Origin of the sequence: Citrobacter sp. Cpo090, assembly GCF_030332665.1 — a bacterium.
GTDB lineage: Bacteria > Pseudomonadota > Gammaproteobacteria > Enterobacterales > Enterobacteriaceae > Citrobacter > Citrobacter portucalensis.
This window is the reverse complement of sequence record NZ_JAOWHK010000038.1, coordinates 108,751-135,152: the sequence shown is the minus strand read 5'-3', so window position 1 is coordinate 135,152 and position 26,402 is coordinate 108,751. Positions and strand designations below refer to the sequence as shown.

Below are 26,402 nucleotides of genomic sequence, written 5' to 3'. Positions count from 1 at the left end.
ATGTCCTATAGTCAGCGACGCAGAATCTGAGCCAGACAGTCCACCACGCCCGCGGGGTTATCCCGATGCGCGTTGTGTCCGGCATTACGAATCACATGGTTTGGTACTGATATTTCCGCCGCCAGAGCGCGGAATTTATCGTCACGTTCACCACATAAATAATAAAACGGAAATGTGCGCATCGTGAGTTGCGCACGTAAATCAGGTTGTACGGCAAGCGAGGTGGCCTCCAGCATTGCCGCCAGCGTTTGCCCATTATTCTGGCTACGCAGAGCGACCAGCGCCTCTCTTTGTGCCGCGTTCAGCGAGGAAAAAACGGGCTGTTGATACCAGTCATTAAAAACCTCACGTAGCGGCTCTGCGCGAAAACGCGCAGCCCAGCGGCCATCCGAGAGACGGCGCTGAACGCGCGCCTCTTCGCTTTGCAAGCCGGGATGTCCACCTTCAACCACCAGACCACAAAGTCCGGGCATCTCCTGACAGGCCGCCATCATCGCGACTCTGCCGCCAAGAGAGTATCCCACCAGCCAGTAGTTAAGTATGTTGTAACTAAGTAGAGTATTACGCAGCAAAACGCTGACATCATCGAACCCGCTCACGCTGATGTCAGCGGAGCCACCGTGTCCCGGCAGGTCGATGTATAGCCGCGAATAATCCTGAAACGCTTCGCCGACCGTCTGCCATTCCCGACAATCGCCAGAGAAACCGTGCAGGAAAACCAGCCAGGGAAATCCCGTCTGACCCTCTTTCGCCTGCGCATGCAGGATCATAGATGACTTACCTGCGCCAGCAGTTGCTGCAAGGTTTGCGCCCCGTCAGTTTCGTTCACCACCAGCTCAATCACCGTAGCTGCCGGAGTACGCCAGGCATTAGCCAACGCGCTCTCCAGTTGCTCCCAGTTTTCCGGGCGCTGGTATTTTAGGTTAAACATGGCGGCAGCATGCTCGAAATGTACGTTCTGCGGCATCAGATAGAACCGTTCGCGTTCGCTGGCTGGCGTCGGCAGCAGGGAAAAAATCTGTCCGCCGTTATTGTTAACCACTATCAGAACAAACGGTGCAGAAACCTGGCGCAATAACGCCAGCGCATTCAGGTCATACAATGCAGATAAATCGCCAACAATTGCCAGCGTCGATTTCGCGCTGGCACGCTGTACGCCTGCTGCCGTTGACAGCAGGCCGTCAATACCGCTCGCGCCACGGTTGCTATAGACCGGGTAACCTGCCGGAAGCTGCGACAGCGCATCAATCAGGCGTACCACCAGACTGTTACCCACGAACAACTGGCCCTGCTCCGGCAAGTAGTCGCGAATACGGTGAGCTAATTGCGCTTCACCAAATGCCTCACGACGGGCTTCTACCGCCTGCCAGGACAGTTGTGCCAGACGAGGAATTTCCACGCACCAGGGCTGACGTTTCTCCGCCGGATGCAGCTCCAGCCAGTCGCCAACTTTCGCCACCAACCTGCGGCCACGATGATGGGCCGGATCGAGGCGGCCTTCGATATTATCGACAATCCAGTATTCCTGCGGATCGCAGCTAGCCTGCCATTGCAGCAGACGTTTTCCTGTCAGGCTGCTGCCAAGCTGTACCACAATCTGCGCCTGCTGTAACTCAGCTACCGCTTTCGCATTTCCCAGCCACAGGTCGGCGCACGGTAGCGGTTGTCCGGTTTGCGACAGAACATCACCAATCAGCGGCCAGCCTAACGTCTGCGCCCACTGCGCAACTTTCTTGCCTTCTTCGGCGCTCATACGGCCCGCAATCACTACGCCGCGTTTTTGCCGCCAGAAAAACCAGTCGCGCTGTTTGTCGCTTTCCAGCCGACGCGCTTCTCGCAGCCAGGGTTTATCGTCCTGCCACCAGTCGCCAAGGCGCTGCTGCCAGGCAATCCCCGTTTCGTCCATGTCGCCATACAGCGGTTCCGCAAACGGGCAATTGATATGAACCGCCCCGCTATGCAGGGCAGCTAACGCATTATCAATAGTGGACACCAGCCAGCTTGCCGGAATGTCCTGAGTCGGACGCGGTAAAGAGAGCGTTTGCGATGGATGCGAGGCAAACATTCCGGCCTGGCGAATCGCCTGGTTCGCGCCACAGTCGATAAGCTCTGGCGGTCGGTCTGCCGTAAGTAAAATCAGTTTTTCACCGGTCAGGCCCGCTTCAATCAACGCGGGATATAAATTCGCCACCGCGGTACCGGACGTCACAATCACGGCGACAGGCTGACGGCTAACTTTTGCCAGACCTAAAGCCAAATGCCCAAGTCCACGCTCGTCAAAATGGGTGTGGTGGATGAATGCGGGGTTTTCCGCTGCCGCCAGCGTCAACGGTGTAGAACGAGAGCCAGGGGCAATGCAGACATGCCTGACGCCGTGGCGAGTGAGTGCTTCCAGAATGACCGCCGCCCAGCGTCGGTTAAATGCGCTTACTGACATGAGATTGTCCGGTATCAATATTGCGACACAGTATAAAGAATCGAATAAATGTATTTTTGATATGAGTCGGTAATATACAACTCATTGTCCTTCCATCTGTAATAAAGTACGCAGGCCCGCCGCTTTATTGTCTATTTCTTGCCATTCCTGCTCAGGATCTGAACCACGAACAATCCCTGCCCCGGCATACAGGCGCACCACGTTTGCGCTTATTTTCGCCGAACGCAACGACACACAAAACTCGCTTTGGCGCAAAGAAAGATAACCCGCTGAACCGGCATACCACTCACGTTCAAAGGGTTCATTTTGTTGAATGAATTCACGCGCCAGCTCACGCGGAATACCGGCGACTGCCGCCGTGGGCTGGAGCTGCATCAGGCAAAACGTATCGTCGGCCTGATTCAGTTCCGTCCAGATGCAACGGCGCAGGTGCTGCACTTTACGCAGCCTGAGCACCTGCGGCGGCAGCACGTCGAGAGTTTGCGTACAGCCTTGCAGTCGCTGGCAAATATCTTCGACCACCAGCATATTCTCGCGCTGGTTTTTATCATCTTTCATTAGCCAGTCGCCTAATTGCCAGGCCCGATGATCCTCAGGGTGATTGGCCACGGTTCCGGCCAGCGCCTCGGTGCGTAGCGCCGTATCACGTCGTCGATACAGACGTTCAGGAGAAGAACCAAGAAAAGCGGTGTCGGCGGAGAATGCCATAAAGAAATGGTAGCAGTTCAGATTTAAGCGACGGCTGGAAGCCATCACGGCAGCGGCATTAACCGACTGAGAAAACTGTAAATCGGTCGCCCGCGCCAGCACGACCTTATCGAGGTCTTCTCCTGCGATCGTTTGAGTGGCGAGTTTTATCAGGTCTATCCAGCCAGCCTTATCCGGCCAGTGCTGTTCTCCCATCAAATTCAAACGCAATGCAGGGAGCGGTTTTACGGGAGCAAGCGATGATATGAAGGCGATCGCATGTGCAGCGTCTTCACGTAGCGACACGTCGCTATAGAGATGTAAGCGTAAGCTCGCCACTCCGGCGCAACGTCGCCACTCCAGACGAGGCAGCATCAAATTACCACGCTGAGGCTCAAAGGCATTCAGGCCCCAGATGCGCAGGTCGTGGTGATTATCATGCTGGTGTAAAAATTGCTGGGCTGATTCCAGCGAGGAAAATACGGCGACGGCCCCCAATACGGCGGCTTCTTCGTCGCCGTTACGCTGCTGCCAGTAAAACTGGGGCCAGACGGGTTGACTGGCCAGCCATCCTAAAGCGTCAAACGCATCATTCAGTGGGAAAGGTATATCGTAAATACGAATTCCAGGTGCTGCTGGCATCTCTTGCGATAAATGACGCATCAGACTTTCCAGCGCAGTAGTGATTGAATGCACGCGGACCTCTCCCTGTTAAAAACCTCTCATTATACGGGGTACTGAGCAGAAAAAGCAGTACCCCCAGTTAGGGAGTACGTATAAATGCGATGACAGAACGGAATTTATCGCCGTGCTAACAATAATCCCATCACTAAACCGACTGTGGCACCAACGCCGATTCCGCGCCAGGGTTTTTCGTGCACATAGTCATCCGCCCGACAAACGGCTTTTTTCGCACGGTAATAGTAGCTGTCAGAAGCATGGCTGACGCGATTTCTCACCTCTTCTAACGCCCGCTCTGCCCGCGCTTTTAACTCAAGGTATTTTTGATCTGCTGGGTCGCCAGAAGAACGCAGCACCTCTTCCAACGTTTCACTTAATAATTCCAGATCATCATCGATACGTGATTCATAAGAATGAAAAGACATTATATTCTCCCTTTCTATTGACGTACCCGCTAACTATAGACAATCAGATGTATTTGCGCCTGTTTACGCCTGATGTGCTTCCCGCGCCATTCCGACGTGCGGAATACCGTCTTCATCATAGATATCCGTCACAGGGACAAAGCCAAAGCGCGCATAGAATGATTGCAGATGCGCCTGCGCGCCCAGATACAACGCCTTATGTGGCCAGTGTTGCGTGCAGGATGCCAGCGTCTGGGCCATCAGCTGTTGCCCCAATTTTTCACCGCGCAGCGCTTCGCTTACAATCACCCGACCAATCACCACCGGCTCCAGCTCGTCATCGCTTTTCAGAATCCTCGCATACGCCACCAGCTCATCGTTATGCCAGCCCAGAATATGGCGATTCTCTCCAACCAGGTCATCGCCATCCACATCCTGGTATGGACACTGTTGCTCAACTACAAACACTGCGCATCGCAGCTGAAGTAGTGCGTACAGTTGTTGGGTACTCAGCTTTGCATGGTGGAGATCTTGCCAGTGAATCATTGTCTGCCCCTATGTTGTGATAACCTGAACACCCTGCCTTATTGATGGCGAAAAGTGTAACGCAAAGATGGAATTACTATTTTTAGGCACGTCTGCGGGAGTCCCCACCCGCTCACGCAATGTAACGGCAATTTTACTGAATCTGCAACACCCGACTCAGGCGGGGCTGTGGCTTTTTGATTGCGGTGAAGGGACGCAGCATCAGATGCTCACCACGCCTTTCAATCCAGGAAAACTCGATCGTATTTTTATCAGCCATCTGCACGGCGATCACCTGTTTGGTTTACCGGGGCTACTGTGCAGTCGCTCAATGGCCGGCAACGTCCAGCCGCTAACGCTCTACGGTCCAAAAGGGTTGCGAGAGTTTACCGAAACCGCATTGCGTCTGAGCGGCTCCTGGACCGATTATCCGCTGGATATTGTAGAAATCACCGCGGGTGAGATTGTGGATGACGGTCTACGTAAAGTAACGGCGTACCCGCTGGCGCATCCGCTGGAGTGCTACGGTTTTCGCATTCAAGAGCACGACAAACCGGGTGCGCTTGACGCCAGTGCCCTGAAGGCGGCAGGTGTTAAAGCGGGCCCGTGGTTTCAGGATTTGAAAGCCGGAAAAACCATCGTGCTGGAGGATGGACGGACGATCCATGGCGCCGACTTCCTCGCTCCGGCCACCAGGGGAAAATCAGTCGCTATTTTCGGTGACACAGGACCCTGCGCATCCGCCATTGAACTGGCGCGAGGTGTAGATGCCATGGTACACGAAACCACGCTGGACGCTTCAATGGAGGAGAAAGCGAACAGTCGCGGGCACAGCTCGACCCGACAAGCCGCAAAGCTGGCGCTTGAGGCCGGAGTGGGACGCCTGATCATGACCCACGTTAGCTCACGCTACGATGAAAAAGGCTGTCAGCGGTTACTCGAAGAGTGCAAAGCAATATTTCCAGACACGGAACTGGCTCACGATTTCGCCATTTTCACCGTTTAACGCTCTATTTTTCCGCCTCAGTGCCGATAACAGTAGAAAGGCTGGCTTTCACACTGAGGACAGGATGAACAATTTCCAGAAAGATATTGATGACAGGACAAACCTAACCCTGTCTAACCGTTTTGAACTGCTGCTGTTTCGCCTCGGCAAATCTGTTGAGGAGCAGAAATCAGAGCTGTTTGGCATCAACGTATTCAAGCTGCGTGAAATCGTGCCGATGCCGACCTTTACGCGTCCAGCGGGTATGAAGGCCCCGTTACTGGGTATGGTTAATATTCGCGATCAGGTGATCCCGGTGATTGACCTGCCCGCCGTCGCGGGCTGTAAGCCAGAGACCGGACTCAACATCCTGTTGATCACAGAATATGCCCGCAGCGTCCAGGCTTTTGCGGTGGAGTCAGTGGAAAACATTATGCGCCTGGACTGGCAACAGGTGCATACCGCTGAGAAAGCCGTCAATGGTCGCTATATCACCAGTATCGCTTGCCTGGACGACAACAAAGAGACCAACAACCTGGCGCTGGTGCTCGACGTTGAGCAGATCCTGTACGATATCGTACCGGCGAACCACGACCTGCGCGCAACCGATCTTAAAACCAATAAATTCAACATCACGCCGGGTGCGGTGGCGATTGTGGCAGATGATTCCAAAGTGGCCCGAGCGATGCTGGAAAAAGGGCTTAACGCCATGGAGATCCCGCATCTGATGCATGTAACGGGCCAGGATGCGTGGGAAAAAATACAGCAGCTTTCCGCAGAAGCGCTGGCGGAGGGCAAGCCTATCAGCGAGAAGATCGCCCTGGTACTCACCGATCTCGAAATGCCGGAGATGGACGGTTTTACGCTTACTCGTAAAATAAAAACCGACGAACGTCTGAAGAAAATCCCGGTCGTTATCCACTCTTCACTTTCCGGTAGCGCGAACGAAGATCACGTTCGTCGAGTAAAAGCGGATGGCTACGTGGCCAAATTCGAAGTCAATGAGCTTTCTTCAGTGATCCAGGAAGTGATGGATCGCACAGCGAAAGGCATCAGCGGCCCGCTGGTGAGCCGTCAGCTATTAAACTGATCGTATTTCACGCATAAAAAAACCCGCCAAGGCGGGTTTTTTCGTTTCTGCATTTCGCTTACATCAGCGGAGTCGCTAACTGCACAATGCTGATCAGCGGTTGCGGGTAAATACCCAGCACCAGTACCAGCAGAGCAGAAATCAGCACTACGATACCGCCCGCGCTGTACTGCCAGTTAGACGGCGCATCACGGTTCAGCTGTTGCGGTGCGCTCAGGTACAGGCTCACGGCAACACGCAGGTAGTAGTACAAACCAATCGCGGAACCGACCACCACCGCGGCAACCAACCACCACAGATTAGCCTGCACACCGACGGCCAGTACGTAGAACTTGCCGATAAAGCCCAGCGTCATCGGGATACCTGCCAGAGACAGCATCATCACCGTCATCACAGCCGCGAGGATTGGACGATGCCAGAACAGACCACGGTAGGAGAACAGAGAGTCTGCATCCGGACCGCGGTACGGGCTGGACATCAGGCTGACCACACCGAACGCGCCGAGGCTGCTGAACAGGTAACCGGCCAGGTAAACGCCAACCGCTTCCATCGACATCTCGCCGCTCTGCAGGGCAATCAGCGCCACCAGCAGGTAACCGAGGTGAGAGATAGAAGAGTAACCGAGCAGACGTTTAATGTTGGTCTGGCTCAGCGCCATCAGGTTACCAAAGATGATGGAAGCAAAGGCAATCACGCCCAGCACGATACGTACAGCTTCGCTATCCCCTACAGGTGCGTACAGGAACAGACGCATCACCACGCCGAAGATAGCGATTTTGCTCGCCGTCGCCAGGAAGGTGGAAACCGGAGCAGGAGCACCCTGGTAGACGTCTGGGGTCCACAGGTGGAACGGAACCAGCGAAAGTTTAAAGCCGAGGCCAACAATCATCAGACCGAAGCCCGCCAGCAGCAGCGGTTCGTGCAGCATGCCGTCGCCGAGGCTCTTACCGAGCGCAACAAACGACAGATTACCAGACTGCGCGTACACCAGTGCCATACCGAACAGCAGGAAGGAAGACGCTGCGGCAGACAGAATGGTGTATTTGATACTGGCTTCCAGCGAACGTTTCTGACGGAACGCATAGCCAACCAGACCAAACAGCGGCAGAGAGATCAGCTCAATACCAAGGAACAGCGCCGCCAGATGGTTAGCGTTAGCCAGCAGAATACCGCCGAGTGCGGCAATCAGCACCAACAGGTAGAACTCTTCCCGGTTGTCGTCGTAGCCTTCCAGCCACGGGTAAGCGAAGGTACAGGTGGCAAGACTCGCCAGCAGCACCAGCCCGGTGTAGAGCATGGCGAAACCGTCAACCCGCATCAGCGGGGTGACGTCCATGGCGCCCGCCTGGCCAACAAACCAGAGCGAAACCAGCGCGGCGTTAAGCCCAATGACCGACAGCGTGGCATTGAGGAAGTGATTGCGTCGCCACGCAATGGAGAGCATCACAACCACCACCGTCAAGCCGACGATCAGCAGCGGTAGCAGCGCAATCAGGTGTTGTGGAGTTATTGTCATGGCGATTTACGGCCTTGTAGTAGTAACGGAATTAACAAACCACTGCTGGATGTTGCTCATCGCAGAATGCGAGGTATCCAGAATCGGCTGCGGATAGAAGCCAAGCAGTACCAGAAGCACGACCAGCAACAGGATGATAAACAGCTCACGCAGCGACATCCCTGGCAGTTCAACACTGGCAATCTGGCTCTTCGCTTTACCGAAGTAAGCGCGATGCAGCATCGCCAGCGAGTAAACAGAGGCAAACACCAGACCAAAGGTCGAGATCACGGTAATGACCGGAACCACCTGGTAGCTGCCGAACAGAATCATAAATTCGCCAACGAAGTTACCTGTACCCGGCATACCCAGCGTACACACTGCGAAGAACATCGACAGCGCAGGCAACCATTTCATTTTGCCCCACAGGCCACCCATCATACGCATATCACGCGTGTGCAGACGTTCGTACAGCTGACCACACAGAATGAACAGACCCGCTGCGGACAGACCGTGCGCAATCATCTGGATAACAGCACCCTGGTACGCCAGCTGGCTGCCAGTGTAGATAGCAATCAGTACGAAGCCCATGTGCGATACGGAGGTGTAAGCGATCAGACGTTTGATATCGTACTGATTAAAGGCCATCCACGCGCCGTAGAAGATACCGATAACGCCCAGCCACATTGCGATAGGTGCAAACTCAGCCGACGCGTTCGGGAAAAGCGGCAGAGAGAAGCGCAGCAGACCGTAAGCCGCGGTTTTCAGCAAGATCCCCGCCAGGTCAACGGAACCTGCCGTCGGCGCCTGGGAGTGGGCATCCGGCAACCAGCCGTGCAGCGGAACCACCGGCATTTTCACCGCGAAAGCGATGAAGAAGCCCAGCATCAGCAGATATTCCACACCGTGGGACATCGGAGTATTCAGCAGCTCTTCATAGTTGAAGGTCCACACGCCAGTCGCTTTATAGTGCACAAACACCAGCGCCAGGATGGCAATCAACATCACCAGACCACTCGCCTGGGTATAAATGAAGAACTTGGTCGCCGCCGTGATACGCGTTTTACCGTCAGAGGCTTTATGCCCCCACAACGCGATCAGGAAGTACATCGGCACCAGCATCATTTCCCAGAAGAAGAAGAACAGGAACATGTCGATGGCAAGGAACACGCCGATCACGCCGCCTAAGATCCACATCAGGTTCAGGTGGAAGAAGCCCTGGTATTTTTCGATTTCATTCCAGGAGCAAAGTACCGCCAGAACACCGAGCAGACCGGTCAGCACCACCATCAGCAACGACAAACCGTCGATGGCTAAATGAATAGAGATGCCAAAGCGCGGGATCCACGGCAGGACAAACTCAGACTGCCACTGCGGAATGCCAGCGGATTGCGTCAACGAATAGCCACCCTGCAACCACAGTTGCAGGCCAAGCGCCAGCGTCAGTCCCATGGTAATCAGCGCTATCCAACGCGGCACCTTCACGCCAAAGCGTTCGGTCTGCCAGCAAAGGAAGCCACCGATAAAGGGGATTAATATCAACCAGGGTAATAACATAGCTAAGTATGTCCCTTATATTTACTCCTGCTCAGGCTATCTCACTCGTCAGCCCAAATCCCGGCAGTGCTCGCAATCCTCACGTACTTCAGTACGCTCCGGTTGCTCTGCGCTGGCGGTATTCGGTTTGACTTCGCCGATGACGCCTGTACTTCAGGAACAGATTTTCAACGAATTCTAAAAATTATTTTTGGGTTTGTAGGCCGGATAAGCGAAGCGCCATCCGGCAATCGTTCATCCAGCCAACAAACTCAACGCAGTACCATCAACAGTGCCAGCACAACGACTGCGCCGATGCTCATTGATGCGACATACCAGCGCAGATAACCGTTCTCGCTCAACAGCAGGCCTTTACCTGCAAAGCGTGAAAGGATCGCCGGAATGTTCATCATTGAGTTGAGCGGATCGCGTTTCAGCAACCAGGCAACACCCAGGAACGGCTTGACGAACACTTTGTCGTACAGCCAGTCGAAGCCCCAGGCGTTATACCACCAGGTACCCAGCAGGCGGCCCGGCGCACTGTTCGCAATCGACGTCACCAGCGTGCGTTTACCCAGCCACAGCCATGCAGCGATCAGGATGCCCGCAATCGCTACGATACCGGAGGTAATTTCCAGCGTCATGACGCGACCATGCTCAAGCTCGGTCGTCGCAGGCAGTACACCCTGCAGCGGCGGCACAATCAGCGCGCCAACGAAGGTGGACAGGATCATCAGCACAATCAGCGGCAGATGATGGGTAATCCCCTTCCCTGCGTGAGCGTGAATTTGTTCTTTACCGTGGAACACGATGAAAATCATACGGAAGGTATACAGAGAGGTCATGAACGCACCGACCAGACCTGCAACCATCAGATTAATATGACCATTCGCCATTGCACCGGCCAGAATCTCATCCTTACTGAAGAAGCCAGCGGTAATCAGCGGCAGAGCTGACAGCGCCGCGCCACCGATCAGGAAGCAGAGATACACCAGCGGAATTGACTTACGCAGCCCGCCCATCTTGAAGATGTTCTGTTCGTGGTGGCAAGCCAGGATAACCGAGCCGGATGCCAGGAACAGCAGCGCTTTAAAGAAGGCGTGCGTCATCAGGTGGAAAATAGCCGCATCCCACGCTTGTACGCCGAGAGCCAGGAACATATAACCAATCTGGCTCATGGTGGAGTACGCAAGAACGCGTTTGATGTCGGTCTGTACCAGCGCAGCAAAACCCGCCAGCACCAGAGTGATGGCACCGATAATCCCCACCAGGTGCAGGATTTCAGGCGTCATCAGGAACAGGCCGTGCGTACGTGCAATCAGGTAGACACCGGCGGTAACCATCGTCGCGGCGTGGATCAACGCGGAGACAGGCGTCGGGCCGGCCATCGCATCAGCAAGCCAGGTCTGCAACGGCAGCTGTGCAGATTTACCAACCGCACCGCCCAGCAGCATCAGGGTTGCCCACATCAGCATGTTGTTACCGTCTGCAAAGTGCGCAGGCGCCAGTTCCACCATTTCGCGGAAGTTCAGCGTGCCCAGCTCGTTGTAGAGGATGAACAGCGCGAACGCCAGGAATACGTCACCAACGCGGGTTACCACGAAGGCTTTCATTGCCGCAGCGCCATTCTTCGGATCGGTGTAGTAGAAACCAATCAGCAGATAGGAGCACAGGCCCACGCCTTCCCAGCCGAGGTACATCAGCAGCAGGTTATCCGCCAGCACCAGAACCACCATGCTGGCGATAAACAGGTTGGTGTAGGCGAAGAAACGAGAATAGCCCTCTTCTCCGCGCATATACCAGGAGGCGAACATGTGGATCAGGAAACCCACGCCGGTCACCACGGAGAGCATGGTCAGCGACAGGCCGTCCAGCACCAGGTTAAAACCGATGTTGAAGTCGCCGACTGACATCCACGTCCACAGCGGCTGGCTGTATGCCTGCTGGCCATTGGCAAAGAAATCAACGCCAACAAACGCAGTCACCAACGCGGCCAGACCGATCGACCCGACACCCACGGTAGCGGACAGATTTTCTGACCAACGACCACGAGAAAACGCCAGTAATACAAAGCCAATAAATGGCAGAATAATGGTTAAGGCAAGCATGTTCATCCACGCATCTCACTTACTGAATCGATGTTCAGGTTCTGGCGACGGCGATGAAGTTGCAGCAACAGCGCAAGCCCAATGCTCGCTTCGGCAGCCGCAAGGCTGATGGCGAGAATATACATCACCTGACCATCGGTCTGGCCCCAGTAGCTTCCGGCGACCACAAAGGCCAGCGCAGAGGCGTTAATCATGATTTCCAGTCCGATCAGCATAAACAGCAGATTGCGGCGGATAACCAGACCGGTTAAGCCCAGCACGAATAAGATCGCAGCGAGGATCAGTCCATGTTGTAAGGGGATCATGCGTGCTCCTCCGTTTTTCTTTTCGCGCGGTCATCGGTGCGATTGCTCAGCACTTCACCAGAACGCTCTTCGCGCCCCACGTGGAAGGCCACAACCAGACCCGCCAGCAGCAGCATCGAAGCCAGTTCAACCGCCAGCACATACGGTCCGAACAGGGAAATACCGACTGCTTTCGCGCTAATTGGCGTGCCGTCGATGCCCTGATCGTTAACGCCCAGAATGGCGTAAACAATAACCACCAGCATGATAGCCGACAGAATCGCCGGACCAATCCACACCTGCGGTTTCAGCCACTGGCGTTCCTGCTCAATTTCAGAACCACCGAGGTTGAGCATCATTACCACGAACACGAACAGCACCATGATGGCGCCCGCGTAGACAATAATTTCCAGCGCACCGGCGAAGTAAGCGCCTAACGAGAAGAACACCCCAGAAATCGCCAGCAGCGAAATAATCAGGTACAGCAACGCGTGTACCGGATTGGTGTGGGTGATCACCCGCAAGGTTGCGAGAATGGCTATCAGGCCACAGATATAAAAAGCGAACTCCATTGCCCCTCTCCTTACGGTAACAGGCTCTTGACGTCGATAGGCTTAGCTTCGTTCTCTGCTTCGCCCTTATCTTTGCCGTCGATTGCCATACCTGCCATCCGGTAGAAGTTATATTCCGGGTATTTGCCCGGACCGGAGATCAGCAGATCCTCTTTCTCGTAAACCAGGTCCTGGCGCTTGTACTCACCCAGCTCGAAATCTGGAGTCAGCTGAATAGCCGTAGTCGGACAGGCTTCTTCGCACAGGCCGCAGAAAATGCAGCGTGAGAAGTTAATGCGGAAAAACTCCGGATACCAGCGACCGTCTTTGGTCTCTGCTTTTTGCAGAGAGATACAGCCTACCGGACACGCTACCGCACACAGGTTACAGGCAACGCAGCGTTCTTCACCGTCTGGATCACGAGTCAGAACGATACGACCACGAAAACGGGGCGGTAGATAGACCGGCTCTTCCGGGTACATCTGCGTTTCGCGTTTCGCGAACGCATGCAGGCCGATCATCCAGATACTACGTACCTGGGTGCCGAAGCCTACTAACAATTCTTTTAAGGTCATGGTCTTTGTGTCCCTTATTGCGCCTGCCAGAGAATGACAGCCGCCGTTACCAGCAAGTTGACGAGCGTCAGCGGCAGACAGACTTTCCAGCCGAAGGACATTACCTGGTCATAACGAGGACGCGGTAACGACGCACGAATCAAAATGAACATCATCATGAAGAACGCGGTTTTCAGCGCGAACCAGACGAATGGCGGTAAGAACGGGCCATGCCAGCCACCGAAGAACAGGGTAACCATCAGTGCAGAAATGGTGACGATACCGATGTACTCACCCACGAAGAACAGACCGAATTTCATACCGGAATATTCAATGTGGTAACCGTCGGCCAGTTCCTGCTCGGCTTCTGGCTGGTCAAACGGGTGACGGTGGCACACCGCCACGCCCGCGATGGCAAAGGTGACAAAACCAAAGAACTGCGGAATAACGTTCCAGATATCAGCCTGGTTGTTGACGATGTCGGTCATGTTAAATGAACCGGCCTGCGCCACCACGCCCATCAGGGAAAGTCCGAGGAACACTTCATAGCTCAGCGTCTGCGCAGAAGCACGCATCGCACCGAGCAGAGAGTATTTGTTGTTACTGGACCAGCCGGCGAACAGCACCGCGTATACCGCGAGGCCCGCCATCATCAGGAAGAACAGGATCCCGATGTTCAGGTCAGCAACCACCCAGTTCGGACTCACCGGCACAATGGCGAAAGCCAACAGCAGCGAGGTAAAAGCGATCATCGGTGCCAGGGTAAAGATGACGCGATCCGAGAATTTCGGGATCCAGTCTTCTTTAAAGAACATCTTGATCATGTCCGCAACCAGCTGGAGCGAACCGCCCCAGCCAACACGGTTCGGTCCGTAACGGTTCTGGAACAGACCCAGCAGACGACGTTCGCCAAAGCTCATGAATGCCCCGCAGGTGACCACCACCAGCAGGATCACGACCGCTTTGAGAATGCTCAGCAGGATCTCAATCAGATCGGGTGTAATCCAACTCATTGTTGTGCCTCCTGCAGATCCTCAAGACGCGCACCAGCCAGAACCGGCGCGATGCCAGGCATACCCATCGGCAAACCAACCTGCCCTGCCGTTAATCCTTCGGCGATTTCAACCGGCAATGTAACCGTGTTGCCATCGTAGCTGAAAGAAACGCGCGTACCGGCATTAACACCCAACTTCGCGGCATCAGCCGGGTTGAGTTTGATGTACGGCTGCGGCATACGGGTCTGGAAGACCGGCGCACGCTGGGACATTTCGTCACTGCCAAACAGATGGTAGTATGGCGCGATACGCCACTGACCATCCTGAGCCTGGAAGCTCGCCGGAACGGTAGTGAAGTAATCCATACCATCCGCAGAAGCTTCGATCAGGCGCACGCCCGGATCGCCATGGCGCAGTTTTCCGCCCACTTCATCCTGGAACTTGTTCCACGCCTGTGGGGAGTTCCAGCCTGGAGCCCAGGCAAATGGAATTTGTGAACGCGGCGCAGACGGTTGGTTGTTCCCTTCCATAGAGAAGGCGAACATGGTGTCTTTGTCCTGCGGCTGGCGCGGTTCGTGTACGCTGATGTTGGCGCGCATTGCGGTACGACCGCTGTAGCGGTGCGGTTCACGTGCCAGTTTCTGTCCACGGATACGGAAGGTTGCGTCCGGCGCGGCATCTTTGATACCCGCCAGCTGCGGCAGCTTCTCAACGACCGCATCGATAACGTGGTCGAGCTGCGTCCAGTCCACTTCACGGCTCTGCACGGTGCTGTGCAGCGAATGCAGCCAGCGCCAGCTTTCCAGCATGATAGTGTTGCTGTCGTAGTAGGACGGATCATAAACCTGGAAGAAACGCTGGGCGCGGCCTTCGTTGTTAATCACCGTACCATCGCTTTCGGCGAAGCTTGCGGCAGAAAGCACCAGATGGGCGTTTTCCATAATTGCCGTACGCTGATGGTCAATGACCAGTACCAGCGGCGCTTTCGCCAGCGCGGCGTTCACACGCGTTGCTGAAGCATGGCGGTGCAGGTCATTTTCCAGTACCACAACGGCGTCAGCACGACCTGTTTCCAGCTCGGTCAGCGCATCGTCAAGGGAACCACCGCCAATCATACCCAGGCCCATGCTGTTAACAGAGCGAGCAATCATGGTGATGCCGACGTCTGCGCCACGGCCTTTCAGCGCTTTCGCCACGTTGGCAGCCGCCTGAATCACTTCGGCGCTACCGGCGTTGGTGCCGGAAATAATCAGTGGTTTCTTCGCCCCGGCCAGTGCCTGAACGATAACGTCAATTTTGTTTTGCAGGTCACGGTCGATACCGTCAACCGCCGGTGCGTTGTTATCCAGCGCATGAGCGATAGCGAAACCTAAGCGCGCCTGATCTTCAATCGGTGCACGATAGGTCCATGCGGCGATGTCATCCAGGCGGGTGTTATCGACGTTGGTAACGAACAGCGGGTGCTTAGCACGCTGGCCGATGTTAAGGATTGCTGCGATCTGCCAGTCAGCCACTTTCTGTGCCGCCGCCATTTCGCGCGCTTTGCCTTTCACCGCCTGACGCACTGCCAGCGCAACGCGTGCGCCGGTCTGGGTGACATCTTCGCCCAGCACCAGAACCGCATCATAAGATTCGATTTCGCGTAGAGCCGGAGTATGAATCCCGCCGTCACGCAGCACGCTCAGTGCCAGTTGCAGACGTTCCTGCTCGCCCTGGGCGATACCGGTATAGAAGTTATCCGCACCGACCAGTTCACGCAGCGCGAAGTTACTTTCAACGCTGGCGCGCGGGGAGCCGATACCAATCACTTTCTTCGACTGACGCAGAATATCTGCCGCGCCCTGCATCGCCTGCTCGGCGTTCAGAGTGATCAGGTCATCGCCACGACGCTGTACCGGCTGACGCGGACGGTCTTTCAGGTTCACGTAACCATAGCCAAAACGACCACGGTCGCAGAGGAAGTAGTGGTTAACGGTACCGTTATAACGGTTTTCGATACGACGCAGTTCACCGTAGCGCTCGCCCGGGCTGGTGTTACAGCCGATGGAACACTGCTGGCAGATGCTCGGCGCAAACTGCATGTCCCATTTACGGTTATAACGCTCGGAGTGCGTTTTATCGGTGAAGACACCGGTTGGGCAAATTTCTACCAGGTTACCGGAGAACTCGCTTTCGAGCGTACCGTCTTCCGGACGACCGAAGTAGACGTTGTCATGTGCGCCATAGACGCCCAGATCCGCGCCATCGGCGTAATCTTTGTAGTAACGTACGCAGCGATAGCAGGCGATGCAGCGGTTCATTTCGTGAGAGATGAACGGCCCCAGGTCCTGGTTACGGTGAGTACGCTTCGTGAAGCGGTAGCGACGGAAGCTGTGACCGGTCATGACGGTCATATCCTGCAGGTGGCAGTTGCCGCCCTCTTCACAGACCGGACAGTCGTGCGGGTGGTTAGTCATCAACCACTCCACGACGCTTTCACGGAACTGCTTCGCTTCTTCGTCATCAATAGAAATAAAGGTACCTTCGGTAGCCGGTGTCATACAAGACATCACCAGGCGACCACGCGTGTCTTCCGCGTTTTGATATTGCTTCACCGCACACTGGCGGCAAGCACCGACGCTTCCCAGCGCCGGGTGCCAGCAAAAGTACGGAATATCGAGGCCAAGAGACAGACAAGCTTCCAGCAGGTTGTCCGCTCCGTTGACCTCATATTCTTTGCCGTCTACATGAATCGTAGCCATAGTCAGCATGCTTCCAGTTGGCTCGGTCGTAACCGAGCGTTAATCGAATTTCTTATCGCGACACAGGGCTAACCCTGTAATCACCAGCGCTCTTTCAACAGGTTCGGCTGAATACCACCAATCGCATGGGTATTGCTGAAGGACTGCTTGATGCCAGCTTCGAATTCTTCGCGGAAATATTTAATGGCGCTCTGCAGCGGTTCCACTGCACCCGGTGCGTGTGCACAGAAGGTTTTACCCGGGCCGAGGAAACGACACAGTTGCTCAAGTGTCTCGATATCCCCAGGCTGGCCTTCGCCACGCTCCAGCGCGCGCAGAATTTTCACACTCCACGGCAGACCGTCACGGCACGGCGTACACCAGCCACAGGACTCTCGGGCAAAGAACTCTTCAAGGTTACGCACCAGAGGAACCATGCCGATCTCGTGATCGACAGCCATGGCCAGCGCGGTACCCAGACGGCTGCCTGCTTTACCGATGCTTTCGAATTCCATTGGCAGGTCAAGGTGCGCCTCGGTCAGGAAGTCAGTACCCGCGCCGCCAGGCTGCCAGGCTTTGAACTTCAGGCCATCGCGCATGCCGCCCGCGTAATCTTCGAGGATCTCACGCGCGGTAGTGCCGAAAGGCAGTTCCCACAGGCCAGGATTCTTCACACGACCGGAGAAGCCCATCAGCTTGGTGCCCGCGTCTTTGCTCTTCGAAATGTTCTGGTACCACTCCACACCGTTCGCGAGGATAGCCGGTACGTTACACAGCGTTTCGACGTTGTTTACGCAGGTCGGCTTACCCCATGCGCCAGAGCTTGCCGGGAACGGCGGCTTGGAACGTGGGTTAGCACGGCGACCTTCGAGGGAGTTGATCAGTGCGGTTTCTTCACCGCAGATGTAACGCCCTGCCCCGGTGTGGACAAACAGTTCGAAGTCGAAACCGGTGCCCATGATGTTTTTGCCAAGCAGACCGGCTTCGGTTGCTTCGGCAATCGCACGGCGCAGATGCACGGCCGCTTCGATATATTCACCGCGCAGGAAGATGTAACCACGGTACGCTTTCAGCGCAAACGCGGAAATCAGCATGCCTTCCACCAGCAGGTGCGGCAGTTGTTCCATCAGCAGACGGTCTTTATAGGTGCCCGGTTCCATTTCATCGGCGTTACACAGCAGGTAACGGATGTTCATGGATTCGTCTTTCGGCATCAGGCTCCACTTCAGACCGGTGGAAAAGCCCGCGCCGCCACGCCCTTTCAGGCCAGCGTCTTTTACCTGATTAACGATTTCGTCCGGTGACAGCCCGGTCAGGGCCTTACGCGCACCTTCGTAGCCGTTCTTGCTACGGTATTCGTCCAGCCAGACCGGCTGTTTGTCATCACGCAGACGCCAGGTCAGCGGATGGGTTTCGGGAGTACGGATAATGTCTTTCATTTATACCGCTCCAACAGTTCGGGAATGCCTTCCGGGGTCAGGTGAGCGTGAGTATCCTCATCGATCATCATGTTTGGCCCTTTATCGCAGTTCCCCAGGCAACAGGTCGGCAGCAGCGTAAAGCGACCATCAAAGGTCGTCTGCCCCGGCTTGATGTTGAGTTTTTTCTCAAGCGCGGCCTGGATCCCCTGGTAGCCGTTGATATGGCACACCACGCTGTCGCAATAGCGGATGACGTGGCGACCTACCGGCTGGCGGAAGATCTGGCTATAAAACGTAGCAACACCTTCTACGTCGCTTGCCGGAATACCCAGCACATCAGCGATCGCATAGATCGCTCCATCCGGCACCCAGCCACGCTGTTTCTGAACGATTTTCAGCGCTTCAATGGACGCCGCACGCGGGTCTTCGTAGTGGTGCTTTTCGTGCTCAATCGCTTCACGCTCAGCCGCACTCAGCTCAAAAGCCTCGGTTTGTGGTTGTTGATTCTCGTGCATAATTAGCGGTCCACATCTGACATAACAAAATCGATACTACCCAGATGGACGATTAAGTCGGACACCAGGCTGCCACGTACCGCTACCGGGATCTGCTGCAGGTGCGCATAGCTCGGGGTACGGATACGGGTACGGTAACTCATGGTGCTGCCATCGCTGGTCAGGTAGTAACTGTTGATACCCTTGGTCGCTTCCACCATCTGGAAGGACTCGTTTGCCGGCATAACCGGACCCCACGAAACCTGCAGGAAGTGGGTGATAAGGGTTTCGATATGTTGCAGCGTGCGCTCTTTCGGCGGCGGCGTCGTCAGCGGGTGATCCGCTTTGAACGGGCCTTCCGGCATGTTATTGAGGCACTGCTCAAGGATGCGCAGACTCTGGCGCAGCTCTTCAACTTTCAGCATCACGCGGGTATAGCAGTCAGAAACACCGCCGCCAACCGGGACTTCAAAGTCAAAGTTTTCGTAGCCAGAGTACGGACGCGCTTTACGCACGTCGAAATCAATACCGGTCGCACGCAGCGCAGCACCAGTACAACCCCAGTCCAGCGCTTCTTTCTTACCGTAAGCGGCAACGCCCTGCGAACGGCCTTTCAGGATGGTGTTACGCAGCGCGGCTTTCTCGTAAGAATCCAGACGTTTTGGCATCCAGTCGAGGAAGTCACGCAGCAGTTTGTCCCAACCGCGCGGCAGATCGTGTGCCACACCGCCGATACGGAACCAGGCCGGGTGCATACGGAAACCGGTGATCGCTTCCACGACGTCATAGATTTTCTGACGGTCGGTAAAGGCGAAGAATACCGGGGTCATCGCGCCAACGTCCTGAATGAACGTGGAGATATACAGCAGGTGGCTGTTGATACGGAACAGTTCAGACAACATTACGCGAATCACGTTGACGCGATCCGGCGTGGTGATACCTGCCAGTTTCTCAACGGCCAGTACGTAAGGCATTTCGTTTACGCAGCCGCCGAGATACTCGATACGGTCGGTGTACGGAATGTAGCTGTGCCAGGACTGACGTTCACCCATCTTTTCAGCGCCACGGTGGTGGTAGCCGATGTCAGGTACGCAGTCGACGATTTCTTCGCCATCAAGCTGCAGCACAATACGGAACGCACCGTGAGAAGACGGGTGGTTAGGACCGAGGTTGAGGAACATGAAGTCCTCGTTTTCGGTACTACGCTTCATGCCCCAGTCTTCTGGTTTGAAGGTCAGTGATTCCATTTCCAGATCCTGTTTGGCTTTAGTCAGCTCAAACGGATCGAATTCAGTCGCACGCGCCGGGTAGTCTTTACGCAGCGGGTGGCCTTCCCAGGTATGCGGCATCAGCAGACGTGTCAGGTGCGGGTGACCTTCGATGTCGATGCCAAACATTTCCCAGGTTTCACGCTCATACCAGTTAGCGTTCGGGAACAGTTTGGTGAAAGTCGGTACACGCAGATCGTTTTCAGACAAAGCCACCTTGAGCATGATATCGCGATTGCGTTCAATGGAGATCAGGTGATAGAAAACGGAAAAATCCGCGGCAGGTAACCCTTCGCGGTGCGTACGCAGACGTTCGTCCATGCCGTGTAAGTCAAACAGCATGACGTAAGGTTTCGGCAGTCTCTTTAAGAAATCGCCAACTTCCAGTAATTGTTCACGCTTGACCCAAACAACGGGTACCCCGGTGCGAGTCGCCTGAACGGTAAAGGCATCCGGCCCAAAACGGTTGCGCAGTTCGCCAATGACCGGGTCATCAAGGTGATCCCGTGTTTGCCATACAGCGTCTTGCGCGGTTAAGTCGGTCATATTGTTCACCATTGCAAATGGTCCGTGGTGGTCGGCAGTGCTTCGCGCTATTTATGTAGTGATAAGCGAAGGAAGTGCTGCTGCCGACAGGCGCAAATTAAATCTCGTCTGGTGTACGAAGATTCGTTACAGCAATACGTTCGCCGCGTTTACGCTCGCGTTCTGACTGCATATTGGCGCGATAAACGCCCTGATCGCCAACCACCCAGGAGAGCGGACGGCGTTCTTTGCCAATGGAATCTTGCAGCAGCATCAGAGCCTGCATATACGCTTCTGGGCGCGGCGGACATCCCGGGATGTACACATCGACCGGAATAAATTTATCAACGCCCTGCACCACAGAATAGATGTCGTACATACCGCCAGAGTTGGCGCACGCGCCCATGGAAATAACCCATTTCGGTTCCAGCATCTGATCGTAGAGACGCTGAATAACTGGCGCCATTTTGGTAAAGCAGGTTCCGGCTACGACCATCAGGTCAGCCTGACGCGGCGATGCACGCAGTACTTCCGCACCAAAACGGGCCACATCATGCACGGCGGTAAACGAGGTCACCATCTCAACGTAGCAGCAGGAAAGGCCAAAGTTATATGGCCAAATTGAGTTTTTACGGCCCCAGTTAACCATGTCATGCAGTTTGCCCATGAACACGTTTTTGTTAACTTCTTGCTCCAGGGGGTCGGTTACGATCTCCTGTTTTTGCAGGGGGTAACGGTCGTTCTCACCGTTAGGATCTATGCGGGTGAGCGTATAATCCATCTTAATGCCTCGCGGTTAGCGTTGACGATTAGCGATACTGTTCGTTTCCGGGTTCAAACGCTCGCGGCGTGAACGCGCGGGCGTCCAGTCCAGCGCGCCAATACGCACCAGATAAACCAGACCTGCCAGTAACACAAAAATAAAAATTGCAGCTTCCACAAAGCCAATCCAGCCGCTTTCACGGATAGAAGTTGACCATGCGAACAGATACAGCGCTTCAACGTCGAAGATAACGAAGAACATGGCTACCAGATAAAACTTGGCAGACAGGCGCAGGCGGGCGGTGCCGACCGAGTCGATACCTGATTCAAACGGCACGTTTTTAGATCTCGCGCGTGCGCGACCCCCTAAAAACCAGCCGCCGACGAGCATCAGGCAGCACAGGCCAATGGCAACGATAAGAAAGATAGCGAATGCCCAGTGATGAGCGATGATTTCAGTGGATGTTGACATACTCATTGCTTACTCATCAAAAGTAGCGCCAAATTCTCTGCTCTTTTCGGCAGATGAACGCCACATCGATTCATGGGGAGGAATAAAAAAAACCTTACAATCACTGTGAAAAATCATTTTATACAGCTAATTGATGGGGTTTTTTACTCCTTTCTATAACCTTTTGTCAACTTTAACAAAAGTTTCCTCACATTATTTTACACTGTTCCAACTTCATTAACATAAAGTGCTCTTTAGACCTATTTCGATTGCATCATCGGTCATTTTTAATGTTGTTGAATCGTGTCCGTAGTGAAGTAAAAAAGATAATACACATCTATTTTGACAGGAATTCACCCAGATGCCTCCCCCTAAATGGGAGTATTTTCTTGATCTGTGACACGCTTTTGTTAATTCACCATAAAAAACAGCAACAATTTCTCTAGTTTTTTAACATGGAAACATTTAGCAGCTCAGCTGATTATTTTTCACCCTATTGTCAGTCTGTTTTTTTACCTGCTGATTTTGTTAAGTTTTAGTATATGAATGAACAGAAAACAGTAATATTTGCATAAAAAAAGAGCCACTGGATGTTTTTTCATCATCAGTGGCTCTTTTTTACACTTACATTTTAAAACGTTTTTTTGTGACGCTTTACTCAAAGTCGCCTTCAACAATCAGCGAGTCATCTCCCCCTTCAGGGGTAAACTGATTGTATTGCCAAGGATTTTGATATGTCTGCATCGACTTAAAGATAACCTGAGCTAATTCATTTTGCGTGGCCGGATCGCTGCACAGCAGATACTCGGTATCAGGCAGAGGTGGCAATCCGTCTGTCGCACCCAGTACGCGTAAATCCGGGCTCATCATTTCGACAGGACGGGCAGTAACGCCCAGCCCTGCTTTTACCGCCGCGCGGACCGCAGGCAATGTTGAAGCGACATAAGCCAGACGCCACGGGATCTGTGCGGCATTCAACGTCGCCAGCACGATATCGCGAAACGGGCTGGGATCGTCCAACAGAACTAACGGCACCGGTTCGCCTTTTTGCAGGATATACTCGGCTGCGCAATACCAGTGCGTCGGTGAAGTCCGCAAATTCAGGCATTCAAAATCGCCAGGGCGATTAGTGGTGACCACTAAATCCACTTCTTGCGACTTAAGCATCTCCACCATGTAGGCATTGCGTTTCACTCTTACATCAAGCGCAAGTTTCGGATAAACCGAACTAATGCGGTTAAGCAGAAATGGGAGTATGGTGTCGGCGGATTCATCAGAAGCACCGATAGTTAACACCCCCTGAAGATTGTTAAACATCAATGATGAGCATGCCTCATCATTAAATCGCAATATTTTCCTGGCGTAACCCAACAGCTGGATACCATGTTCGGTCAGCAGTTTGTTGCGTCCATGGCGCGCGAACAACTCTTTCCCCACAAGTTGTTCAAGGCGCTGCATTTGCTGACTTACCGCAGACTGAGTTCGACATACCGCAGCTGCCGCAGCCGCGAAGGTATTCAGGTCGGCAACAGCAACAAAGGTTCTCAGCAGATCGAGGTCGAGGTTAATTATCGGACGATTTGCATTTATCATAGTTTTTCACTTACTCGCGGGTCATACCGGGTTAATGCTGTGCATTCAGAATCAAACAACTCCATTTGTAATGTGCCTCCCTCCAGTTTCGCTTAGTGTAACCAAGTGAAAATAAGGATGTATTTGGTTTAACAAACGAAACAATTCTCTTTCTGAGCTATTTTAATACCCGTGATATTCATCGGAATATAGCAACGAGAAAGAGCCGTATTTTTAGCTGCTGGATGATTCTGACTAATGGAAAACATGTAAATTTTGTAAATTTAAAAAAAAGTTAACGAACAATAATTTACACATTAAAAACTAACTTTTCAGTATGTTAGGAACAACCAACAAACATTTGAATTATCGTAAATTTCGTACTACACACCATTTCATAGGAGTTATCTTAACCTAAAACCACTATATTTATAAGTGTTATCGCGAATAATTCCGGGCAAATTGGTGTTATGTCAGTGCAACGGTTTTCCTATTATTGGCCCACTCAATTTGATGTCGTTTAAATAATAAATAATAATTAATTAAGAATCCCTCAATTCATTAATTATACTTAACAATGGATTCACACGGCATCACGTAGGGATCAGACCGATAACAGAATTCGTGGATGAAACCTCAGTATTTTCGAATCGCGCGTACCGCACAGATATCAGCTGCCTTTTGTTTTATAGAACTAACTTTTTTTAACCAGACAAATCACCATGCCCGCACTAACAAAGCAAAATATAAATCATAAATAACACAGTAAACCAGATTATTATTCTAAAATAATCAAATAACTCAGTCACTAACAGTTAATTATAATCCTCCTGCTTTCCGAAATCTTCTACTAAAGACCCTTCAAAACTAACCGTCGTGGGAGTACATTGTGCTGGGCTGACTTCCACGGCAGGGAGTGGCATTCACAGCTAAAAAGGTCAACGTTCATGTCCCCCATTGAAAAATCCAGCAAATTAGAAAACGTCTGTTATGACATTCGCGGCCCGGTTCTGAAGGAAGCAAAGCGCCTGGAAGAAGAAGGCAACAAAGTTCTGAAACTGAACATCGGCAACCCTGCGCCTTTCGGGTTTGAAGCACCAGATGAAATTTTGGTGGATGTGATCCGCAATTTGCCAACTGCGCAAGGATATTGCGATTCCAAAGGCCTTTATTCAGCCCGCAAAGCAATCATGCAGCATTACCAGGCCCGTGGGATGCGCGACGTAACCGTGGAAGATATCTATATCGGTAACGGCGTATCCGAATTGATTGTGCAGGCCATGCAGGCATTGCTAAACAGTGGGGACGAAATGCTGGTTCCTGCACCTGATTATCCCCTGTGGACGGCGGCGGTTTCGCTCTCTGGTGGTAATGCCGTGCACTACCTGTGTGATGAATCGTCAGACTGGTTCCCGGACCTTGATGATATCCGCGCCAAAATCACCCCGCGTACGCGTGGGATCGTCATCATCAACCCCAACAACCCAACTGGCGCGGTGTATTCTAAAGAACTGCTGATGGAGATTGTTGAGATTGCTCGCCAGAACAATCTCATCATCTTTGCGGACGAGATTTACGACAAAATTCTTTATGATGACGCCGAGCACCACTCGATTGCGGCAATGGCCCCGGACCTGCTGACTATTACCTTTAACGGCCTGTCAAAAACCTATCGTGTTGCCGGTTTCCGTCAGGGCTGGATGGTGCTGAACGGACCGAAGAAACATGCCAAAGGGTATATCGAAGGCCTTGAAATGCTGGCTTCTATGCGCCTGTGTGCCAACGTCCCGGCACAACATGCTATTCAAACCGCACTGGGCGGGTACCAGAGCATCAGCGAATTCATCATGCCTGGCGGGCGACTTTATGAACAACGCAACCGCGCCTGGGAACTGCTTAATGACATCCCCGGCGTCTCTTGCATAAAACCGCGCGGTGCGCTGTATATGTTCCCGAAAATTGATGCCAAGCGCTTCAACATTCATGACGACCAGAAGATGGTGCTCGACTTCCTGTTGCAGGAAAAAGTTCTGCTGGTTCAGGGAACGGCATTCAACTGGCCGTGGCCGGATCATTTCCGCATCGTCACGCTGCCGCGTATTGATGATATCGAAATGTCGCTGAGTAAATTTGAGCGTTTCCTGTCAGGATATCGCCAGCTGTAACCACGCAAAGTGCTACCGGGTTTGCATCCGGTAGCACTCTCTGCGCAAAATACCGTTACTGAAGTCACTGAGTAAGGGTCGTTATGAAGCAGAGCCACTTTTTTGCCCACCTCTCCCGTCTGAAACTCATTAACCGCTGGCCGCTGATGCGCAACGTGCGCACCGAAAACGTGTCCGAACACAGTCTGCAGGTTGCCATGGTTGCCCATGCACTGGCCGCAATTAAAAACCGTAAATTTGGTGGTCAGGTTAATGCTGAGCGTATTGCCCTACTGGCGATGTATCACGATGCGTCAGAGGTGTTAACCGGCGATCTCCCTACCCCAGTGAAATATTTCAACTCGCAGATTGCTCAGGAATATAAAGCGATAGAGAAAATTGCCCAGCAAAAACTGGTCGATATGGTTCCCGATGAGCTGCGTGATATTTTTGCACCGCTCATTGATGAACATGCCTTAAGTGAAGAAGAAAGATCGATTGTTAAACAGGCCGATGCCCTGTGCGCTTATCTGAAGTGCCTGGAAGAACTCTCCGCCGGTAACAACGAATTTTTGCTGGCAAAAACGCGTCTGGAAAAAACGCTGGAGTCACGACGTAGCGAAGAGATGGACTACTTTATGGACGTGTTCGTCCCGAGTTTTCACCTCTCATTAGATGAAATCAGTCAGGATTCTCCATTGTAAGTTTGCGAC

Annotated in this window: 23 protein-coding genes; 4 read left to right on the top strand and 19 right to left on the bottom strand. The window is 53.4% G+C overall.

Annotated features, from left to right (window positions below; genetic code table 11):
* Positions 1 to 11: 11 nt before the first annotated feature.
* The 5 genes from menH to OGY83_RS23080 all read right to left on the bottom strand — a co-directional run bounded on the left by menH (position 12) and on the right by OGY83_RS23080 (position 4,755).
* Positions 12 to 770, bottom strand: coding sequence for a 2-succinyl-6-hydroxy-2,4-cyclohexadiene-1-carboxylate synthase (menH, locus tag OGY83_RS23100; protein ID WP_079937704.1), 759 nt, complete (start codon positions 768 to 770; stop codon positions 12 to 14).
* Positions 767 to 2,437: a 2-succinyl-5-enolpyruvyl-6-hydroxy-3-cyclohexene-1-carboxylic-acid synthase gene (gene menD, locus OGY83_RS23095; protein ID WP_286636987.1), complete on the bottom strand. Its 1,671-nt coding sequence runs from the start codon at positions 2,435 to 2,437 to the stop codon at positions 767 to 769. The genes menH and menD overlap by 4 nt, the downstream gene beginning before the upstream one ends.
* Positions 2,438 to 2,518: 81 nt before the next feature.
* Positions 2,519 to 3,820 carry an isochorismate synthase MenF gene (menF, locus tag OGY83_RS23090; protein ID WP_286636986.1) on the bottom strand — a complete coding sequence of 434 codons (1,302 nt, stop codon included), beginning with the start codon at positions 3,818 to 3,820 and terminating at the stop codon, positions 2,519 to 2,521.
* 104 nt (positions 3,821 to 3,924) lie between these two features.
* Entirely contained in the window at positions 3,925 to 4,230 is a 306-nt protein-coding gene (gene elaB, locus OGY83_RS23085; RefSeq protein WP_003027683.1) for a stress response protein ElaB, read from the bottom strand.
* A 63-nt stretch (positions 4,231 to 4,293) separates the two neighbouring features.
* Positions 4,294 to 4,755 (bottom strand): GNAT family N-acetyltransferase, encoded by a 462-nt coding sequence (locus tag OGY83_RS23080; RefSeq protein WP_079937707.1) that lies wholly within the window; start codon positions 4,753 to 4,755, stop codon positions 4,294 to 4,296.
* A gap of 67 nt (positions 4,756 to 4,822) precedes the next feature.
* Between OGY83_RS23080 and rbn the strand changes: the two genes are divergently transcribed.
* Both rbn and OGY83_RS23070 read left to right on the top strand, forming a co-directional pair.
* Positions 4,823 to 5,740, top strand: coding sequence for a ribonuclease BN (gene rbn / locus OGY83_RS23075; protein WP_286636985.1), 918 nt, complete (start codon positions 4,823 to 4,825; stop codon positions 5,738 to 5,740).
* A 64-nt stretch (positions 5,741 to 5,804) separates the two neighbouring features.
* Positions 5,805 to 6,809, top strand: coding sequence for a chemotaxis protein (locus OGY83_RS23070; RefSeq protein ID WP_003839364.1), 1,005 nt, complete (start codon positions 5,805 to 5,807; stop codon positions 6,807 to 6,809).
* Between the two features lie 58 nt (positions 6,810 to 6,867).
* On the opposite strand, the gene nuoN is transcribed toward OGY83_RS23070, so the two are convergent.
* The 14 genes from nuoN to lrhA form a co-directional block, all read right to left on the bottom strand.
* A complete protein-coding gene (nuoN, locus tag OGY83_RS23065) occupies positions 6,868 to 8,325 on the bottom strand; it encodes an NADH-quinone oxidoreductase subunit NuoN (RefSeq protein ID WP_003027689.1) in 1,458 nt (485 codons plus the stop codon).
* 6 nt (positions 8,326 to 8,331) lie between these two features.
* Complete coding sequence (gene nuoM, locus OGY83_RS23060; RefSeq protein WP_003027692.1) at positions 8,332 to 9,861, bottom strand: NADH-quinone oxidoreductase subunit M; 1,530 nt, start codon at positions 9,859 to 9,861, stop codon at positions 8,332 to 8,334.
* 251 nt (positions 9,862 to 10,112) lie between these two features.
* Entirely contained in the window at positions 10,113 to 11,954 is a 1,842-nt protein-coding gene (nuoL, locus tag OGY83_RS23055; RefSeq protein WP_003834744.1) for an NADH-quinone oxidoreductase subunit L, read from the bottom strand.
* Positions 11,951 to 12,253 carry an NADH-quinone oxidoreductase subunit NuoK gene (nuoK, locus tag OGY83_RS23050; RefSeq protein ID WP_000612644.1) on the bottom strand — a complete coding sequence of 101 codons (303 nt, stop codon included), beginning with the start codon at positions 12,251 to 12,253 and terminating at the stop codon, positions 11,951 to 11,953. Before nuoK ends, nuoL begins: the two co-directional genes overlap by 4 nt.
* On the bottom strand, positions 12,250 to 12,804 hold the full coding sequence (gene nuoJ / locus OGY83_RS23045; RefSeq protein WP_003028059.1) for an NADH-quinone oxidoreductase subunit J: 555 nt from the start codon (positions 12,802 to 12,804) through the stop codon (positions 12,250 to 12,252). Before nuoJ ends, nuoK begins: the two co-directional genes overlap by 4 nt.
* 11 nt (positions 12,805 to 12,815) lie before the next feature.
* A complete protein-coding gene (gene nuoI, locus OGY83_RS23040; RefSeq protein WP_005129470.1) occupies positions 12,816 to 13,358 on the bottom strand; it encodes an NADH-quinone oxidoreductase subunit NuoI in 543 nt (180 codons plus the stop codon).
* 14 nt (positions 13,359 to 13,372) lie between these two features.
* The gene (gene nuoH, locus OGY83_RS23035; protein ID WP_003028063.1) at positions 13,373 to 14,350 is read right to left on the bottom strand and encodes an NADH-quinone oxidoreductase subunit NuoH; all 978 of its coding nucleotides are present in this window, start codon (positions 14,348 to 14,350) and stop codon (positions 13,373 to 13,375) included.
* Complete coding sequence (gene nuoG, locus OGY83_RS23030; RefSeq protein WP_286636984.1) at positions 14,347 to 17,073, bottom strand: NADH-quinone oxidoreductase subunit NuoG; 2,727 nt, start codon at positions 17,071 to 17,073, stop codon at positions 14,347 to 14,349. Before nuoG ends, nuoH begins: the two co-directional genes overlap by 4 nt.
* Before the next feature lie 80 nt (positions 17,074 to 17,153).
* On the bottom strand, positions 17,154 to 18,491 hold the full coding sequence (nuoF, locus tag OGY83_RS23025) for an NADH-quinone oxidoreductase subunit NuoF (RefSeq protein WP_286636983.1): 1,338 nt from the start codon (positions 18,489 to 18,491) through the stop codon (positions 17,154 to 17,156).
* Entirely contained in the window at positions 18,488 to 18,988 is a 501-nt protein-coding gene (nuoE, locus tag OGY83_RS23020; protein WP_003028069.1) for an NADH-quinone oxidoreductase subunit NuoE, read from the bottom strand. The genes nuoF and nuoE overlap by 4 nt, the downstream gene beginning before the upstream one ends.
* Positions 18,989 to 18,990: 2 nt before the next feature.
* Positions 18,991 to 20,793, bottom strand: a complete 1,803-nt coding sequence (gene nuoC, locus OGY83_RS23015) for an NADH-quinone oxidoreductase subunit C/D (protein WP_103770365.1) — start codon at positions 20,791 to 20,793, stop codon at positions 18,991 to 18,993.
* An 85-nt stretch (positions 20,794 to 20,878) separates the two neighbouring features.
* Entirely contained in the window at positions 20,879 to 21,541 is a 663-nt protein-coding gene (gene nuoB, locus OGY83_RS23010) for an NADH-quinone oxidoreductase subunit NuoB (protein ID WP_003028075.1), read from the bottom strand.
* 15 nt (positions 21,542 to 21,556) lie between these two features.
* The gene (gene nuoA, locus OGY83_RS23005) at positions 21,557 to 22,000 is read right to left on the bottom strand and encodes an NADH-quinone oxidoreductase subunit NuoA (protein WP_286636982.1); all 444 of its coding nucleotides are present in this window, start codon (positions 21,998 to 22,000) and stop codon (positions 21,557 to 21,559) included.
* Positions 22,001 to 22,627: 627 nt separating this feature from the next.
* Positions 22,628 to 23,566: a transcriptional regulator LrhA gene (lrhA, locus tag OGY83_RS23000; RefSeq protein ID WP_079937711.1), complete on the bottom strand. Its 939-nt coding sequence runs from the start codon at positions 23,564 to 23,566 to the stop codon at positions 22,628 to 22,630.
* A 926-nt stretch (positions 23,567 to 24,492) separates the two neighbouring features.
* Between lrhA and alaA the strand changes: the two genes are divergently transcribed.
* Entirely contained in the window at positions 24,493 to 25,710 is a 1,218-nt protein-coding gene (gene alaA / locus OGY83_RS22995) for an alanine transaminase AlaA (RefSeq protein ID WP_286636981.1), read from the top strand.
* Between the two features lie 83 nt (positions 25,711 to 25,793).
* Entirely contained in the window at positions 25,794 to 26,393 is a 600-nt protein-coding gene (gene yfbR, locus OGY83_RS22990) for a 5'-deoxynucleotidase (protein ID WP_003028083.1), read from the top strand.
* The last annotated feature ends 9 nt before the right edge of the window (positions 26,394 to 26,402 follow it).

Excerpts from the sequence above, each read along its gene's own strand:
- OGY83_RS23080 (WP_079937707.1), bottom strand. The coding sequence starts at position 4,755 with ATGATTCACTGGCAAGATCTCCACCATGCAAAGCTGAGTACCCAACAA.
- yfbR (WP_003028083.1), top strand. The coding sequence starts at position 25,794 with ATGAAGCAGAGCCACTTTTTTGCCCACCTCTCCCGTCTGAAACTCATT.
- menH (WP_079937704.1), bottom strand. The coding sequence starts at position 770 with ATGATCCTGCATGCGCAGGCGAAAGAGGGTCAGACGGGATTTCCCTGG.
- OGY83_RS23070 (WP_003839364.1), top strand. The coding sequence starts at position 5,805 with ATGAACAATTTCCAGAAAGATATTGATGACAGGACAAACCTAACCCTG.
- nuoK (WP_000612644.1), bottom strand. The coding sequence starts at position 12,253 with ATGATCCCCTTACAACATGGACTGATCCTCGCTGCGATCTTATTCGTG.
- nuoG (WP_286636984.1), bottom strand. The coding sequence starts at position 17,073 with ATGGCTACGATTCATGTAGACGGCAAAGAATATGAGGTCAACGGAGCG.
- nuoA (WP_286636982.1), bottom strand. The coding sequence starts at position 22,000 with ATGAGTATGTCAACATCCACTGAAATCATCGCTCATCACTGGGCATTC.
- elaB (WP_003027683.1), bottom strand. The coding sequence starts at position 4,230 with ATGTCTTTTCATTCTTATGAATCACGTATCGATGATGATCTGGAATTA.
- nuoN (WP_003027689.1), bottom strand. The coding sequence starts at position 8,325 with ATGACAATAACTCCACAACACCTGATTGCGCTGCTACCGCTGCTGATC.
- nuoH (WP_003028063.1), bottom strand. The coding sequence starts at position 14,350 with ATGAGTTGGATTACACCCGATCTGATTGAGATCCTGCTGAGCATTCTC.
- lrhA (WP_079937711.1), bottom strand. The coding sequence starts at position 23,566 with ATGATAAATGCAAATCGTCCGATAATTAACCTCGACCTCGATCTGCTG.
- menD (WP_286636987.1), bottom strand. The coding sequence starts at position 2,437 with ATGTCAGTAAGCGCATTTAACCGACGCTGGGCGGCGGTCATTCTGGAA.
- nuoC (WP_103770365.1), bottom strand. The coding sequence starts at position 20,793 with ATGGTGAACAATATGACCGACTTAACCGCGCAAGACGCTGTATGGCAA.
- rbn (WP_286636985.1), top strand. The coding sequence starts at position 4,823 with ATGGAATTACTATTTTTAGGCACGTCTGCGGGAGTCCCCACCCGCTCA.
- nuoE (WP_003028069.1), bottom strand. The coding sequence starts at position 18,988 with ATGCACGAGAATCAACAACCACAAACCGAGGCTTTTGAGCTGAGTGCG.
- nuoI (WP_005129470.1), bottom strand. The coding sequence starts at position 13,358 with ATGACCTTAAAAGAATTGTTAGTAGGCTTCGGCACCCAGGTACGTAGT.
- alaA (WP_286636981.1), top strand. The coding sequence starts at position 24,493 with ATGTCCCCCATTGAAAAATCCAGCAAATTAGAAAACGTCTGTTATGAC.
- nuoL (WP_003834744.1), bottom strand. The coding sequence starts at position 11,954 with ATGAACATGCTTGCCTTAACCATTATTCTGCCATTTATTGGCTTTGTA.
- nuoM (WP_003027692.1), bottom strand. The coding sequence starts at position 9,861 with ATGTTATTACCCTGGTTGATATTAATCCCCTTTATCGGTGGCTTCCTT.
- nuoB (WP_003028075.1), bottom strand. The coding sequence starts at position 21,541 with ATGGATTATACGCTCACCCGCATAGATCCTAACGGTGAGAACGACCGT.
- nuoF (WP_286636983.1), bottom strand. The coding sequence starts at position 18,491 with ATGAAAGACATTATCCGTACTCCCGAAACCCATCCGCTGACCTGGCGT.
- nuoJ (WP_003028059.1), bottom strand. The coding sequence starts at position 12,804 with ATGGAGTTCGCTTTTTATATCTGTGGCCTGATAGCCATTCTCGCAACC.